The organism is Escherichia sp. MOD1-EC7011, assembly GCF_002965005.1.
Taxonomy (GTDB): domain Bacteria; phylum Pseudomonadota; class Gammaproteobacteria; order Enterobacterales; family Enterobacteriaceae; genus Escherichia; species Escherichia ruysiae.
In genome coordinates this window covers 98,064-113,657 of sequence record NZ_PTRD01000010.1, presented here as the reverse complement: position 1 = coordinate 113,657, position 15,594 = coordinate 98,064, and the positions used below count along the sequence as shown (strand labels likewise).

Below are 15,594 nucleotides of genomic sequence, written 5' to 3'. Positions count from 1 at the left end.
GCAGTTAACTGGAAATCAAGGCGTTACAACCCAGCGATATGCACCTGAAGTGCATATAAAGTGAATACGTTTGCGATACTGATGAATAAAAAGAATAAAAAACGAAATGTTATGCAGAAGTAAAATATAATTCTGGAATTGTGATCGTTGACGAAATTTACTGGAAATTACTGCGCCATTCTGACGCAGCCGCACCAAAAACGGGCATTTTTTGCGCCATCGTTGGCATCATTAACAACCATCGATCAAATCACTTAACAACAGGCAGTAAGCACGGCGAATTTCTGCTAACATCCACGCACTCTTTATCTGAATAAATGGCAGCGACTATGAAATTTGTCTCTTTTAATATCAACGGTCTGCGCGCCAGACCACACCAGCTTGAAGCCATCGTCGAAAAGCACCAACCGGATGTTATTGGTCTGCAGGAGACAAAAGTTCATGATGATATGTTTCCGCTCGAACAAGTGGCAAAGCTTGGCTACAACGTCTTTTACCACGGGCAGAAAGGCCATTATGGCGTGGCGCTGCTGACCAAAGAGACGCCGATTACTGTGCGTCGCGGCTTCCCCGGCGACGGCGAAGAGGCTCAACGACGAATTATTATGGCGGAAATTCCCTCGCCGCTGGGTAATGTCACCGTAATCAACGGTTACTTCCCGCAGGGCGAAAGCCGTGACCATCCGATTAAATTCCCGGCGAAAGCGCAGTTCTATCAGAACCTGCAAAACTACATGGAAACCGAACTCAAGCGTGACAATCCGGTGCTGATTATGGGCGATATGAATATCAGCCCCACCGACCTCGATATCGGCATTGGTGAAGAGAACCGCAAACGCTGGCTGCGTACCGGTAAATGCTCTTTCCTGCCGGAAGAACGCGAATGGATGGAGAGACTGATTAACTGGGGTCTGGTGGATACTTTCCGCCATGCGAACCCGGAAACGGCAGATCGCTTCTCGTGGTTTGATTACCGCTCAAAAGGTTTTGATGATAACCGTGGTCTGCGCATTGACCTGCTGCTCGCCAGCCAGCCGTTGGCGGAATGCTGCGTAGAAACCGGCATTGATTATGAAATCCGCAGTATGGAAAAACCGTCAGATCACGCCCCGGTGTGGGCGACCTTCCGCCGCTAATTTCTCTGTTCTCCTGACTCGCTCTGGGTCAGGAGAATTAACCTTGAGAAAAATCAACAAACTGTCAGTAATGATTTGTTGCCTGCCGTCCTTTGTTATACCGTCACTGCGTTTTTAGTTGTCTGACCACTTCTCTATTATCAAGTTTGATATAGGAAACTCCACGATGAACGCTGAGCGTAAATTTCTTTTTGCCTGCCTTATTTTTGCGCTGGTCATTTACGCTATCCACACTTTCGGTTTATTCGATCTGCTCACCGATTTACCCCACTTGCAGACACTCATTCGCCAGAGCGGATTTTTCGGTTATAGCCTCTATATTCTGTTATTCATCATCGCCACCCTCTTTCTGTTGCCGGGTAGCATACTGGTGATCGCCGGTGGAATAGTCTTTGGCCCGCTCTTAGGGACGTTTCTTTCACTAATTGCCGCCACGCTGGCCTCATCATGCTCCTTCCTGTTGGCGCGCTGGCTGGGGCGTGATTTACTGCTGAAATACGTTGGTCATAGCCACACTTTCCAGGCCATAGAAAAAGGTATTACGCGTAACGGTATCGATTTTCTTATTTTGACCCGCTTAATCCCGCTATTTCCTTACAATATTCAAAATTATGCTTATGGATTAACCGCCATCTCCTTCTGGCCTTATACCCTTATTTCGGCATTAACTACTCTGCCCGGAATAGTAATTTATACCGTAATGGCAAGCGATCTCGCCAGTGAAGGCATTACGCTGCGCTTTATTTTAAAACTCTGTCTGGCAGGACTGGCGCTGTTTATTCTCGTCCAGTTCGCCAGACTCTACGCCCGACACAAACACGTGGATCTGTCTGCTTCGCGCCGCAGCCCACTAACTCACCCCAAAAATGAAGGATAGAACGATGTTGCAACATTATTCAGCGTCATGGAAAAAAGGACTGGCTGCACTGTGTTTACTGGCAGCCGCAGGGCTTAGTGGCTGCGATCAAAAAGAGAACACCGGAGCAAAAGTGGAATACGACGGGCTTTCCGCCAGCCAGCCACTGCGTGTCGATGCCAATAACCATACGGTCACCATGTTAGTGCAAATTAATGGCCGTTTTCTGACAGACGATACCCGCCACGGCATTGTGTTTAAAGATGGCTCCAACGGACATAAATCGCTGTTTATGGGTTATGCGACCCCGAAAGCATTTTATGAAGCCCTGAAACAGGCCGGTGGTACACCGGGCGAAAACATGACGATGGATAATAAAGAAACGACTCATGTCACAGGCAGCAAACTGGATATTTCGGTCAACTGGCAAGGGGCGGCAAAAGCGTATTCCTTTGATGAAGTGATTGTCGATAGCAATGGCAAGAAACTGGACATGCGCTTTGGCGGTAATTTAGCAGCGGCAGAAGAGAAGAAAACTGGTTGCCTGGTGTGTCTCGATAGCTGCCCGGTCGGTATCGTCAGCAATGCGACATACACTTATGGGGCAGTGGAAAAACGCGGTGAAGTGAAATTCAAAGGCAATGAGTCGGTATTACCGACAGATAATACGCTGGCAACGGTTACCTTTAAAATCGCCGAATAAAACCAGGATAAAGGATGATGAAAATGCAATCGCGTAAAATCTGGTACTACCGTGCCACCATCATCATCCTGTTGATCGCTTCGCTGCTGGCATGGGCGCTGCTTCCTGGCGTCCATGAGTTTATCAATCGCAGCATTGCGGCGTTTGCCGCCGTCGATCAACAGGGTATAGAACGCTTTATTCAGTCTTACGGCACACAAGCGGCTGTGGTCTCGTTCTTCTTGATGATCTTACAGGCCATTGCCGCGCCGCTGCCTGCGTTTTTGATAACCTTTGCCAATGCGTCGCTGTTTGGCGCATTCTGGGGCGGCTTGCTGTCTTGGACCAGTTCGATGGCGGGCGCGGCGCTGTGCTTTTTTATCGCCAGAGTGATGAGCCGCGAAGTGGTGGAAAAGTTAACCGGCAAAACCGTGCTTAACAGCATGGACGGCTTTTTTACTCGCTACGGCAAACACACCATCCTGGTATGTCGGTTATTGCCTTTTGTCCCTTTCGATCCTATCAGCTATGCTGCCGGATTGACTTCAATACGTTTTCGCTCGTTTTTTATCGCCACCGGGCTTGGTCAGCTACCCGCAACCATCGTCTATTCCTGGGCGGGCAGCATGTTAACGGGAGGCACATTCTGGTTTGTCACCGGGCTGTTTATTCTGTTTGCCCTGACCGTGGTGATATTTATGGCGAAAAAAATATGGCTTGAACGCCAGAAGAGGAATGCCTGATGGGTTTACCGCCGCTTAGCAAAATTCCTTTGATTTTACGTCCGCAGGCGTGGCTGCATCGTCGCCATTATGGCGAGGTGCTAAGTCCTATTCGCTGGTGGGGGCGAATTCCGTTTATCTTTTATCTGGTGTCGATGTTTGTCGGCTGGCTGGAGCGCAAACGCTCACCGCTCGATCCGGTGGTGCGATCGCTTGTCAGCGCACGCATTGCACAAATGTGTCTGTGTGAATTTTGCGTAGATATCACCAGTATGAAAGTCGCGGAGCGTACCGGCAGCACTGACAAACTGCTGGCGGTGGCTGACTGGCGGCAAAGCCCGCTGTTCAGCGATGAGGAGCGGCTGGCGCTGGAATACGCCGAAGCCGCGAGCGTTACACCGCCAACGGTCGATGATGCCCTGCGTACCCGACTGGCTGCCCATTTTGACGCTCAGGCGCTCACCGAGCTGACAGCATTGATCGGCCTGCAAAATCTGTCAGCCCGTTTTAACTCTGCCATGGACATTCCCGCTCAGGGGCTGTGCCGTATTCCTGAAAAACGTTCTTAAGGAGAGATGATGCGCCATTGTGTGTGGTTGCTGGGATTGTTATCGCTGTTTTCTTTGGCAACACATGCCAGTGACTGGCAGGAAATCAAAAACGACGCCAAAGGGCAAACCGTCTGGTTTAACGCCTGGGGCGGCGATACCGCAATTAACCGCTATCTCGACTGGGTTAGCGGCGAGATGAAAACCCATTACGCTATAAACCTGAAGATTGTCCGTCTGGCGGATGCCGCAGACGCAGTAAAACGCATTCAGACCGAAGCCGCAGCTGGGCGCAAAACAGGCGGTTCGGTGGATCTGCTCTGGGTGAACGGCGAAAACTTCCGCACCTTAAAAGAGGCCAATTTATTACAAACGGGCTGGGCGGAGACTCTACCCAACTGGCATTACGTCGATACGCAACTGCCGGTACGGGAAGATTTTTCTGTACCTGTCGAAGGTGCAGAATCTCCGTGGGGTGGCGCACAACTGACGTTTATCGCCCGCCGCGATGTTACGCCACAGCCACCACAAACGCCGCAAGCATTGCTGGAGTTTGCCAAAGCCAATCCCGGCACGGTTACTTATCCGCGCCCACCAGACTTCACAGGCACGGCGTTTCTGGAACAGTTGCTGATTATGCTGACGCCAGACCCCGCCGCATTAAAAGCAGCGCCGAACGATGCGACTTTCGCCCGGATCACTGCGCCCTTGTGGCAATATCTTGATGCACTGCATCCGTATTTGTGGCGCGAAGGAAAGGATTTTCCGCCCTCGCCTGCACGGATGGATGCCCTGCTAAAAGCCGGTACATTGCGCCTGTCGCTAACCTTTAACCCCGCTCATGCCCAACAAAAAATAGCCAGCGACGATTTGCCAGCAAGCAGTTACAGCTTCGGCTTTAGCGAGGGGATGATTGGCAACGTGCATTTCGTCACCATTCCTGCCAACGCTAATGCCAGTGCTGCGGCGAAAGTTGTCGCCAACTTCCTGCTCTCACCCGATGCGCAACTGCGTAAAGCAGATCCTGCTGTCTGGGGCGATCCTTCGGTTCTCGATCCACAAAAACTGCCTGACACGCAGCGTGAAACATTGCAATCAAGAATGCCGCAGGAGCTGCCACCGGTACTGGCTGAACCGCACGCGGGTTGGGTAAATGCGCTGGAACAAGAATGGCTACGCCGTTACGGTACGCATTAATCTTTCTGCTGTGGGCGATGGTGGCGGTGATTTATGCACCGCTGATCCCTGCTGCTTTCACGCTGATAGCGCCAGCCTTGTCGCTGACGCACTGGCAGGCGTTATTTGCCGACCCGCAGTTACCGCAGGCATTACTGGCGACGCTGGTTTCGACGACTATCGCGGCGGTCGGGGCGCTGTTGATTGCCCTGCTGGTGATTGTGGCGCTGTGGCCTGGCGCAAAATGGCTGCGTATGTGCGCCCGTCTGCCGTGGCTGCTCGCCATTCCCCACGTGGCTTTTGCCACCAGCGCCCTTCTGCTCTTTGCTGACGGCGGCCTGCTTTACGACTATTTCCCGTATTTCACTCCACCAATGGACAAATTGGGTATTGGGCTGGGTTTCACTCTGGCGGTGAAAGAAAGCGCATTTCTGCTATGGATCTTGTCAGCCGCGCTAAGTGAAAAACGGCTGCTACAGCAGGTTATAGTGATGGATTCACTGGGCTACAGCCGCTGGCAATCCCTGAACTGGCTGCTGTTGCCCTCCGCCGCTCCTGCGCTGGCAATGGCGATGCTGGCAATTGTCGCATGGACGCTGTCGGTCGTGGATGTGGCAATTATCCTCGGGCCAGGTAATCCACCGACGCTGGCGGTAATAAGCTGGCAGTGGTTAACCCAGGGCGACACCGCTCAACAAATGAAAGGCGCACTTGCCAGCCTGCTACTGATGGCGTTACTCGCCGCCTGTGTTTTGCTGGGCTATCTGTTATGGCGCACCTGGCGGCACACCATTCCCCGTGAAGATGGCGTTCGCAAGCCGGCTACGCCTTTACTGCCCGGCTATACGCTGGCGTGGTTTTTACCCTTAACCGGTGTGCTCTGTGTGGTTCTGCTGGCGATCCTCGCAGATCAGTCGACTAACAATCACGTGGCGCTGCTCAATAGCCTGACGATGGGACTGGTAGCGACGTTCATCGCTTTGATCCTGTTACTGCTATGGCTGGAATGGGGGCCACAGCGTCGCCAGTTGTGGTTATTGTTGCCCATTTTATTACCGGCACTGCCATTAGTGGCAGGCCAGTACACGCTGGCATTATGGTTGAATCTGGATGGTAGCTGGATTGCGGTGGTCTGGGGGCATCTGCTGTGGGTAATGCCGTGGATGCTGTTTATCCTGCAACCTGCCTGGCGGCGTATTGACTCACGGTTAATTTTAATTGCGCAGACGCTAGGCTGGTCGCGTGCCAAAATCTTCTTTTACGTGAAATGTCCTCTTATGCTACGCCCTGCGCTAATTGCATTCGCTGTCGGATTTTCAGTGAGTATTGCGCAATATATGCCGACGCAGTGGCTCGGTGCGGGACGTTTCCCGACGCTGACGACCGAAGCGGTGGCGTTAAGCAGCGGCGGCAGCAACGGTATTCTCGCCGCCCAGGCTTTATGGCAACTGCTGTTGCCGCTTATTATTTTTGCCCTGACCGCCCTGCTTGCAAAATGGTTAGGTTATGTCAGACAAGGACTCCGCTAATGCTCTGCGTGAAAGATGTTTCGCTACGTTTGCCAGGAACCTGCTTACTAAAGGACGTCAACTTTACGGTCACTAAAGGTGACATTGTCACGTTAATGGGGCCGTCTGGCTGTGGGAAATCTACGCTGTTTTCCTGGATGATTGGCGCGCTGTCCGGGCAGTTTTCTTGTACAGGTGAGCTTTGGCTCAATGAGCAACGCCTCGATAGCCTGCCGACTGCACAGCGCCAGATTGGTATCCTTTTCCAGGATGCGCTGCTATTTGACCAGTTCAGCGTCGGGCAAAATTTGCTGCTGGCGCTACCGGCGACACTAAAAGGTGTTGCAAGGCGCAATGCCGTGAATGATGCGCTTGAGCGTGCGGGACTTGGTGATACTTTCCATCAGGATCCGACAACTCTGTCTGGTGGTCAGCGGGCACGGGTAGCTCTGCTACGCGCCCTTCTCGCCCAACCCAAAGCATTATTACTCGATGAACCGTTCAGCCGTCTTGATGTGGCTCTGCGCGATAATTTTCGCCAGTGGGTGTTCAGCGAAGTTCGCGCCCTGGCGATCCCCGTCGTTCAGGTAACTCACGATCTCCAGGATGTTCCTCCTGATAGTTCTGTTCTGGATATGGCGCAGTGGTCAGAAAATTACAACAAACTGCGATAACGCAAAGTTTTTCTCAATGCGTCAGTTCAGAATGGCGCACTCAAAACTACAATGTCGGGATTTTCGATGAAACGTGTTTCTCAAATGACCGCGCTGGCAATGGCTTTAGGGCTGGCTTGCGCTTCTTCGTGGGCCGCTGAACTGGCGAAGCCTCTTACTCTTGACCAGCTTCAACAACAAAATGGCAAAGCGATAGATACTCGCCCCAGCGCGTTTTATAACGGCTGGCAACAAACTTTAAATGGCCCTTCCGGTCATGAGCCTGCCGCCTTAAACCTTTCTGCAAGCTGGCTCGACAAAATGAGCGCCGAACAGCTCAACGAGTGGATCAAGCAGCATAACCTGAAAACCGATGTGCCGGTGGCGTTATACGGTAATGACAAAGACGTCGACGCCGTCAAAACGCGTCTGCAAAAAGCAGGCTTTACGCATATCTCCATCCTGAGTGACGCGCTCAGCGAACCTTCCCGCCTGCAAAAATTGCCGCACTTTGAGCAACTGGTTTATCCGCAATGGCTGCATGACCTGCAACAAGGTAAAGAGGTTACGGCAAAACCTGCCGGTGACTGGAAAGTCATTGAAGCAGCCTGGGGCGCACCAAAGTTTTACCTTATCAGCCATATTCCCGGCGCTGACTACATCGATACCAACGAAGTTGAAAGCGAACCGCTGTGGAACAAAGTTTCCGATGAGCAACTGAAAGCGATGCTGGCAAAACACGGCATTCGCCATGACACCACGGTCATTCTGTACGGGCGAGACGTTTACGCAGCAGCACGTGTGGCGCAGATTATGCTGTACGCAGGCGTGAAAGATGTACGCCTTCTGGACGGCGGCTGGCAAACCTGGTCCGATGCGGGGCTGCCCGTTGAGCGCGGTACGCCACCGAAAGTGAAGCCGGAACCTGACTTCGGCGTGAAGATCCCGGCGCAACCGCAACTGATGCTCGATATGGAGCAGGCACGTGGACTGCTGCATCGTCAGGATGCTTCACTGGTAAGCGTTCGTTCATGGGCTGAATTTATTGGCACCACCAGCGGCTATGACTACATCAAGCCAAAAGGTGATATCCCAGGTGCTCGTTGGGGTCATGCGGGCAGCGACTCAACGCATATGGAAGATTTCCATAACCCGGACGGCACCATGCGTACTGCGGATGACGTCGCGGCAATGTGGAAAGAATGGAATATCCGGCCAGATCAACAAGTCTCGTTCTATTGCGGCACCGGCTGGCGCGCCTCAGAAACCTTTATGTATGCGCGCGCATTGGGCTGGAAAAATGTCTCCGTTTACGACGGCGGCTGGTATGAATGGAGCAGCGATCCGAAAAATCCGGTAGCAACCGGTGAACGCGCCCCGGACAGTAGCAAATAACACGGCAATTACTGACGCTGAAGCGACTTCAGCGTCAGATACCCACTCCACACTCGCGTAAATGTTGTCATCCAGCACAGCGCGCCAAATACCCACGCCAACCACGGGAAATACGCCGGAAAGAGACAACTTAAAACAAACAGCAAAATCGTCTCACTGCCTTCAGTCAACCCGCCCAGATAGTAAAACGATTTGTGCGCATAACCGGGGTTATCAATCTGATGTTTCGCCGCCAGCGCAGCAAATGCGAGAAAACTGCTGCCCGTGCCGATAAACGCAAACAACAGCCAGCCTCCGGCCAGCGCGTTTTGTTCTGGTGCGGCGAGAATAAACCCGAACGGCACCAGCGCGTAAAAGAGAAAATCGAGAGAAATATCAAGAAAACCGCCTGCGTCAGTTAACCCTCTGCGCCTCGCCAGCGCGCCGTCCAGTCCATCAAGCAACCTGTTGAGCAAAATGGCAATCAGCGCCGCCAGATACCATCCCAGTGCCAGAAACGGCAAGGCCAGCACGCCGATGGCAAACCCCACTAACGTTAAACCATCTGGCGTTATACCGGGTCTATCAAGAACCCGCACACACTGATGCAACAACGGTTTAATTCGCGGATGAAGATGGCGGTCTAACACAGGTACTCCTTACATATAAAGCCCTTCTGATCGGGCAACACTGCGGATATTATGACATTTTTCCTGTATTCGACCGTGGGTAATTTATGAAAATGATTGAAGTTGTTGCCGCCATTATCGAACGGGATGGCAAAATTTTACTCGCACAACGCCCCGCCCATAGCGATCAGGCGGGGTTATGGGAGTTTGCCGGTGGCAAAGTCGAGGCGGATGAAAGTCAGCCACAGGCGCTGGTACGGGAATTGCGCGAAGAACTGGGCATTGACGCAACGGTTAGTGAATATGTTGCCAGCCATCAGCGGGAAGTGTCTGGCCGGATTATCCATCTTCATGCCTGGCACGTACCGGACTTCCACGGAACGTTACAGGCACACGAACATCAGGCGCTGGTCTGGTGTCTGCCAGAGGAAGCATTGCAATATCCGCTGGCTCCTGCTGATATTCCACTACTTCATGCGTTTATGGCTTTACGCGCCGCCAGACCAGCGGATTGGTGCTAATGGTTTTGTCATCCCGCTGGCATTGCAGCAGTATCCCCTCCGCTTTAATCACTGCGCCCTCCGAATAATTTTGATCCTGATAAACGCAGCACTGGTTACAGGGCTGCGCCGATTTCCCGCCAGAACTAAACACCTCCGACGGCACATTCACTTCCACATCCGGACGGTATTGCGGGTTAGCCAGCGCAAATAATGGAAATACCAACGCTACGGCGAGTAATGTTCGACTCACAGGAAACTCCTTATTTTTCGTTGCCTCTGGTACTGATAACGGTTACCAGGCGGAAAAACTTTAGCATCTGGTAGCCGGATGCGGCGTGAACGCCTTATCCGCCTACGCTCCACTCTTGAAAATGCGCCCGTTTTTTCAGGTCTGATAAAACGCACCTGACATTAGGTGACTTTTATAACTACCACACATTATTAATTTGCTTTCCGGTGTCATTTTTTTCTTGCTTACCGTCACATTCTTGATGGTATAGTCAAAAACTGCAAAAGCACATGACATAAACAACATAAGCACAATCGTATTAATATATAAGGGTTTTATATCTATGGATCAGACATATTCTCTGGAGTCATTCCTCAACCATGTCCAAAAGCGCGACCCGAATCAAACCGAGTTCGCGCAAGCCGTTCGTGAAGTAATGACCACTCTCTGGCCTTTTCTTGAACAAAATCCAAAATATCGCCAGATGTCGTTACTGGAGCGCCTGGTTGAACCGGAGCGCGTGATCCAGTTTCGCGTGGTGTGGGTTGATGATCGCAATCAGGTACAAGTTAACCGTGCCTGGCGTGTCCAGTTCAGCTCCGCCATTGGCCCGTATAAAGGCGGTATGCGTTTCCATCCGTCCGTAAATCTCTCCATTCTTAAATTCCTCGGCTTCGAACAAACCTTTAAAAATGCCCTGACTACCCTGCCGATGGGCGGTGGTAAAGGCGGCAGTGATTTTGATCCAAAAGGGAAAAGTGAAGGCGAAGTGATGCGTTTTTGCCAGGCGCTGATGACCGAACTGTACCGTCATCTGGGTGCAGATACCGACGTTCCGGCGGGCGATATCGGCGTTGGTGGTCGTGAAGTCGGCTTTATGGCGGGGATGATGAAAAAGCTCTCCAACAATACCGCCTGCGTCTTCACCGGCAAGGGGCTATCTTTTGGCGGCAGTCTGATTCGCCCGGAGGCGACCGGTTACGGTCTGGTTTATTTCACTGAAGCGATGCTGAAACGCCACGGTATGGGTTTTGAAGGAATGCGCGTTTCCGTTTCTGGCTCCGGCAACGTCGCCCAGTACGCTATCGAAAAAGCGATGGAATTTGGCGCTCGCGTGGTTACCGCATCAGATTCCAGCGGCACCGTGGTTGATGAAAGCGGATTCACGAAAGAGAAACTGGCGCGTCTTATCGAAATCAAAGCCAGCCGCGATGGTCGCGTGGCAGATTACGCCAAAGAATTTGGCCTGGTCTATCTCGAAGGCCAACAGCCGTGGTCTGTGCCGGTGGATATCGCCCTGCCATGCGCGACCCAGAACGAACTGGATGTAGATGCCGCGCACCAGCTTATCGCTAATGGTGTTAAAGCGGTGGCGGAAGGGGCAAATATGCCAACTACCATCGAAGCGACTGAACTGTTCCAGCAGGCAGGCGTACTGTTTGCACCGGGCAAAGCGGCTAATGCTGGCGGCGTCGCGACATCGGGGCTGGAAATGGCGCAAAACGCTGCACGTCTGGGCTGGAAAGCCGAGAAAGTTGATGCGCGTTTGCACCATATTATGCTGGATATCCACCATGCCTGTGTTGAACACGGTGGTGAAGGTGAGCAAACCAACTACGTGCAGGGCGCGAATATTGCAGGCTTTGTGAAGGTTGCCGATGCGATGCTGGCGCAGGGCGTAATTTAAGTCATCAGGCGTTTGCGCCGGATGCGGCGTGGACGCCTCATCCGGCCTACAAAAATCTACTGCATCAGACCTTTATGTTATCGCTCCACTGCCCGCGTCTTCTGATGGCGGGCTTTTTTTCACCGCTCGCTTGCGTGGTGAAGCCTTTTTCTTCTCTTCTCCACTACCCGGTGCCACTATGCCGCGAAACTGCCGCACCGGCGTACGTTTTGCCTGATCAATCAATTGGTAAAGCGTCCCCACCAGCGGCTGCATAAAGTCCTGGTAGCGACACTGCTTTTCGCTGATTTGCGTCAGCACCGATTCCCAGTGTGCCGTCATGTCCGGTCGCGTCGCCATCTCTGGCAGCGAATGGAATAACGCTTTTCCGGCGTCGGTGGAGTGGATATAGCGCCCTTTTTTGGTCAGGAAACCACGCTTGAACAGCAGTTCAATAATCCCGGCACGAGTTGCTTCCGTCCCCAGTCCATCGGTCGCACGAAGGATCTTTTTCAGATCTTTGTCCTGCACAAAGCGCGCGATCCCGGTCATCGCTGAAAGCAGCGTTGCATCGGTGAAATGACGTGGTGGCTGAGTTTGCCGCTCTACCACTTCACCTTTTTCACACAATAACTCATCGCCTTTCGCTACCACCGGCAGCGGTGTACCATCGTTTTCTTCATCACGCTCTTTGCTGCCTAACAGCGTGCGCCAGCCTGCTTCAGCAAGAAAACGGGCTTTAGCGACAAATTTGCCTTTGGCAATGTCCAGTTCGATAACACATTTGCGGAACACCGCATCCGGGCAGAACTGCATCAAATACTGACGGGCAATCAGGTTATAGACCTTCGCTTCGTTCTCCGTCAGGTTGATGGCAGAACTCCGCGCGGTCGGGATGATGGCGTGGTGCGCATCGACCTTTTTGTCATCCCAGCAGCGATTGCGTAAATCTGGATCAACCACCGGCTGCGGTAACAAGCCCGGCGCATGAACGCTGATGGCATTCATCACCGCCTGACGTCCGGCAAAATGTTCTTCCGGCAAATAACGACAATCGGAACGCGGATAAGTGATCAGTTTGTGCGTTTCGTACAGCTTCTGGCAGATATCAAGTACGTTCTGCGCACTCAGACCAAAGCGTTTTGCTGCTTCAATCTGCAACGCCGAAAGTGAAAACGGCAACGGCGCGGATTCTGATTCCCGTTTATCGTTATAACTGGTGACAATCGCCGGTTGACCGCTGATGCGGTTAACCACATGCTCCGCCAGTGGACGATGCAGCAAGCGCCCTTCTTCATCCTGGTACGGCTCACACGCTTCGCTCGGTTGCCAGATAGCGGTAAATCGATCATCGGCAGGCGTCACGATATGCGCTTTGACCTCAAAGAAATCTTTCGCCACGAAGTTTTCAATTTCTTCGTCGCGGCGCACCACCAGCCCGAGCACTGGCGTCTGCACGCGTCCAACGGAAAGTACGCCCTGATAACCCGCATTGCGACCGAGAATGGTGTACGCGCGGGTCATATTGATGCCGTACAGCCAGTCGGCACGCGCTCGCGCCAGCGCAGAAACGCATAGCGGTACAAACTCGCTATTGGAACGAAGACGATCGATCGCCCGTTCAACCGCCTGCGGGTTCAGGTCGTTTATCAAGCAACGCTGCACCTGCTGGCGCTTTTCCGGTGCCAGTTGCAGATAGTCCAGCACTTCATCCACCAGCAATTGCCCTTCACGATCCGGGTCCCCGGCATGAACGATTTCGCTGGCTTCATGCAAAAAGAGTTTGATGACATTAAGTTGTTTGGTCACGGAGGGTCGGGGCTGTAATTGCCACTTTTCCGGGACAATCGGCAAATCCGCAAGATTCCAGCGCGCATAGCGGCTGTCGTAGGCGTCTGGCTGCGCCTGCTCAAGCAGGTGACCGATACACCAGGTCACCACCTGACCATTACCGCACTCGATAAAGCCATCGCCTTTCCGGTGCGGTTTGGGCAGGACATCAGCAATAGCGCGCGCCAGACTCGGTTTTTCGGCAATAAATAACCGCATTGAATTAACGGATCTCAACCATGGCACGACCAGCGCGCGCAGGCACCAGTTCGCCAATCGCCGTCAGTTCGATACCAAATTCGGCAGCGGTAGCTTTTACTTCGTTTTCAGCCTCTGGCATCACCGCCAGCAGCAGACCGCCGGAGGTTTGCGGATCGCACAGCAGATCGCGCACTTCACGCGGCATTTCACCCATCAGATGACCATAGCTGGCAAAGTTGCGTTCGGTGCCGCCAGGTACTGCACCCAGCTTAATGTACTCTTCCACGCCAGGCAGTTTCGGGATCGCGTCATAGTCGACACGTGCCTGTACGCCTGCGCCCTGACACATTTCGCTCAAATGCCCCAGCAGACCAAAACCAGTCACGTCAGTCATCGCTTTTACGCCTTCGATGTTGGCAAAGGACGCGCCTGCGATGTTCATCCGGCACATCACTTCCGTCGCCAGCCCCTGATGTTCCGGTTTCAGCAGTGATTTTTTCTCCGCAGTGGTAAGAACGCCAATCCCCAACGGTTTCGTCAGGAACAGTTTACATCCGGCTTGTGCGGTACTGTTTTTCTTCACCCGCTCAGTTGGAACGATCCCCGTTACCGCCAGACCGAAAATCGGTTCCGGCGCGTCGATGGAGTGACCGCCAGCCAGCGCAATACCCGCCTGACGACATGCGTAGCGACCACCTTCGGTGACTTCGCGGGCAATTTCCGGGGACAGTTTGTTAATCGGCCAGCCGAGGATCGCAATTGCCATAATCGGTTTTCCGCCCATCGCGAAGATATCGCTGATGGCGTTAGTCGCGGCAATGCGGCCAAAATCGAAAGGATTATCAACGATCGGCATAAAGAAGTCGGTGGTGCTGATAACGCTGGTGCCATTGCCCAGATCGTATACCGCCGCATCGTCGCGGGTTTCGTTACCCACAAGCAAATTCGGATCAACAAACTTCGCCTGTTCGCTGTGCAGGATGGTTTCCAGCACTTTTGGGGAAATTTTACAGCCGCAACCGGCTCCGTGGCTGTATTGGGTCAAACGAATCGAGTTCTCGCTCATGGACATCTCCTGTCAATGCAATTCGGGTATGGTAACCCTCATTCCGTGAAGTGATAAGTGAGAGTGTCTGAATTACTGCGCCTTTGCTCACAATCCACACAGTTTTGCCGTTTTTATCAAAAATAAGTCACAAACGGTGTCGGGTCCGGAATGCTTATCGATGTTGACGCTTTCAGTTGTGGCGTACCGAGATAGAGAAATCCGACAATTTTATCCTGCTCGCGACAGCCGAATGCGTCACGCACCACCGGGCTTTCAGTTAATGCGCCACTGCGCCAGATGCCGCCAAAGCCCTGGGCAACCGCCGCCATTTGCATTGCCATAACCGCGCAACCCGCCGACATTTCCTGCTCCCAGCGCGGGACTTTATGATTTTCTTCGCATTTCGCCACCACCGTTATGATGAGCGGCGCCCGGAACGGCGCATTACGCGCTTTGTCGATTGCTTTTTCATCGTTACCGGCAGCAATCGCCCCCTGCTCCAGAACGGCACTGAAACGCTCACGCCCTTCCCCTTCAATCACAAAGAAATGCCACGGTTGCATGGATTTATGGTCTGGCGCACGCATACCCGCGCGCAGGATATTTTGCAGTTGCTCACCCGTTGGCGCTGGCTCAGCCAGACGGGAGGCGCTACGGCGGTTGATCAATAGTTCGAGTGCATCCATTTGATTAACTCCTGTCATGATGTTTATTCACAAAATTAACACGAGAGTGGATTTTGTTACAGCACAGTCCATGATTCCTGCTGACAAGTGCCGGTTGGGTCATTACGATAACCACATCACTTGCACCTGTAACAGGTGTAACTTTTA

Annotated in this window: 16 protein-coding genes; 11 read left to right on the top strand and 5 right to left on the bottom strand. The window is 52.8% G+C overall.

Annotated features, from left to right (window positions below; all coding sequences use genetic code 11):
* Positions 1 to 329: 329 nt before the first annotated feature.
* The 9 genes from xthA (at position 330) to ynjE (ending at position 8,676) form a co-directional block, all read left to right on the top strand.
* The gene (gene xthA, locus A7098_RS04470; protein ID WP_105280400.1) at positions 330 to 1,136 is read left to right on the top strand and encodes an exodeoxyribonuclease III; all 807 of its coding nucleotides are present in this window, start codon (positions 330 to 332) and stop codon (positions 1,134 to 1,136) included.
* 166 nt (positions 1,137 to 1,302) lie between these two features.
* Positions 1,303 to 2,013 carry a TVP38/TMEM64 family protein gene (locus A7098_RS04465; protein ID WP_010345873.1) on the top strand — a complete coding sequence of 237 codons (711 nt, stop codon included), beginning with the start codon at positions 1,303 to 1,305 and terminating at the stop codon, positions 2,011 to 2,013.
* Positions 2,014 to 2,017: 4 nt separating this feature from the next.
* Positions 2,018 to 2,695 carry a lipoprotein YdjY gene (ydjY, locus tag A7098_RS04460; protein ID WP_105280399.1) on the top strand — a complete coding sequence of 226 codons (678 nt, stop codon included), beginning with the start codon at positions 2,018 to 2,020 and terminating at the stop codon, positions 2,693 to 2,695.
* Positions 2,696 to 2,709: 14 nt separating this feature from the next.
* A complete protein-coding gene (locus tag A7098_RS04455) occupies positions 2,710 to 3,417 on the top strand; it encodes a TVP38/TMEM64 family protein (protein WP_105280398.1) in 708 nt (235 codons plus the stop codon).
* The gene (locus A7098_RS04450; protein ID WP_000524100.1) at positions 3,417 to 3,965 is read left to right on the top strand and encodes a carboxymuconolactone decarboxylase family protein; all 549 of its coding nucleotides are present in this window, start codon (positions 3,417 to 3,419) and stop codon (positions 3,963 to 3,965) included. The genes A7098_RS04455 and A7098_RS04450 overlap by 1 nt, the downstream gene beginning before the upstream one ends.
* Positions 3,966 to 3,974: 9 nt before the next feature.
* Positions 3,975 to 5,141, top strand: coding sequence for an ABC transporter substrate-binding protein (locus A7098_RS04445; RefSeq protein WP_105280397.1), 1,167 nt, complete (start codon positions 3,975 to 3,977; stop codon positions 5,139 to 5,141).
* Complete coding sequence (locus A7098_RS04440; RefSeq protein WP_105280396.1) at positions 5,114 to 6,649, top strand: thiamine ABC transporter permease; 1,536 nt, start codon at positions 5,114 to 5,116, stop codon at positions 6,647 to 6,649. Before A7098_RS04445 ends, A7098_RS04440 begins: the two co-directional genes overlap by 28 nt.
* On the top strand, positions 6,649 to 7,302 hold the full coding sequence (locus A7098_RS04435; RefSeq protein ID WP_085460653.1) for an ATP-binding cassette domain-containing protein: 654 nt from the start codon (positions 6,649 to 6,651) through the stop codon (positions 7,300 to 7,302). Before A7098_RS04440 ends, A7098_RS04435 begins: the two co-directional genes overlap by 1 nt.
* Positions 7,303 to 7,368: 66 nt before the next feature.
* Complete coding sequence (ynjE, locus tag A7098_RS04430; RefSeq protein WP_105280395.1) at positions 7,369 to 8,676, top strand: thiosulfate sulfurtransferase YnjE; 1,308 nt, start codon at positions 7,369 to 7,371, stop codon at positions 8,674 to 8,676.
* Between the two features lie 8 nt (positions 8,677 to 8,684).
* Here the strand turns inward: ynjE and A7098_RS04425 are convergent, their stop codons facing one another.
* Positions 8,685 to 9,305: a CDP-alcohol phosphatidyltransferase family protein gene (locus tag A7098_RS04425; RefSeq protein WP_000886996.1), complete on the bottom strand. Its 621-nt coding sequence runs from the start codon at positions 9,303 to 9,305 to the stop codon at positions 8,685 to 8,687.
* A gap of 86 nt (positions 9,306 to 9,391) precedes the next feature.
* On the opposite strand from A7098_RS04425, the gene nudG reads away from it, so the two are divergent.
* Entirely contained in the window at positions 9,392 to 9,805 is a 414-nt protein-coding gene (nudG, locus tag A7098_RS04420) for a CTP pyrophosphohydrolase (RefSeq protein ID WP_105280394.1), read from the top strand.
* Here the strand turns inward: nudG and A7098_RS04415 are convergent.
* Complete coding sequence (locus tag A7098_RS04415) at positions 9,765 to 10,037, bottom strand: YnjH family protein (protein ID WP_000091758.1); 273 nt, start codon at positions 10,035 to 10,037, stop codon at positions 9,765 to 9,767. The two genes, nudG and A7098_RS04415, sit on opposite strands and share 41 nt — an antisense overlap.
* A 322-nt stretch (positions 10,038 to 10,359) precedes the next feature.
* Between A7098_RS04415 and gdhA the strand changes: the two genes are divergently transcribed.
* Positions 10,360 to 11,703, top strand: a complete 1,344-nt coding sequence (gene gdhA / locus A7098_RS04410) for an NADP-specific glutamate dehydrogenase (RefSeq protein ID WP_000373051.1) — start codon at positions 10,360 to 10,362, stop codon at positions 11,701 to 11,703.
* Between the two features lie 72 nt (positions 11,704 to 11,775).
* Here gdhA and topB read toward each other — a convergent pair whose 3' ends face one another.
* The 3 genes from topB to A7098_RS04390 all read right to left on the bottom strand — a co-directional run bounded on the left by topB (position 11,776) and on the right by A7098_RS04390 (position 15,447).
* On the bottom strand, positions 11,776 to 13,731 hold the full coding sequence (gene topB / locus A7098_RS04405; RefSeq protein ID WP_105280393.1) for a DNA topoisomerase III: 1,956 nt from the start codon (positions 13,729 to 13,731) through the stop codon (positions 11,776 to 11,778).
* 4 nt (positions 13,732 to 13,735) lie between these two features.
* On the bottom strand, positions 13,736 to 14,779 hold the full coding sequence (gene selD / locus A7098_RS04400) for a selenide, water dikinase SelD (protein WP_010345861.1): 1,044 nt from the start codon (positions 14,777 to 14,779) through the stop codon (positions 13,736 to 13,738).
* Positions 14,780 to 14,895: 116 nt separating this feature from the next.
* On the bottom strand, positions 14,896 to 15,447 hold the full coding sequence (locus tag A7098_RS04390; RefSeq protein WP_032225327.1) for an NAD(P)H nitroreductase: 552 nt from the start codon (positions 15,445 to 15,447) through the stop codon (positions 14,896 to 14,898).
* Positions 15,448 to 15,594 lie beyond the last annotated feature (147 nt).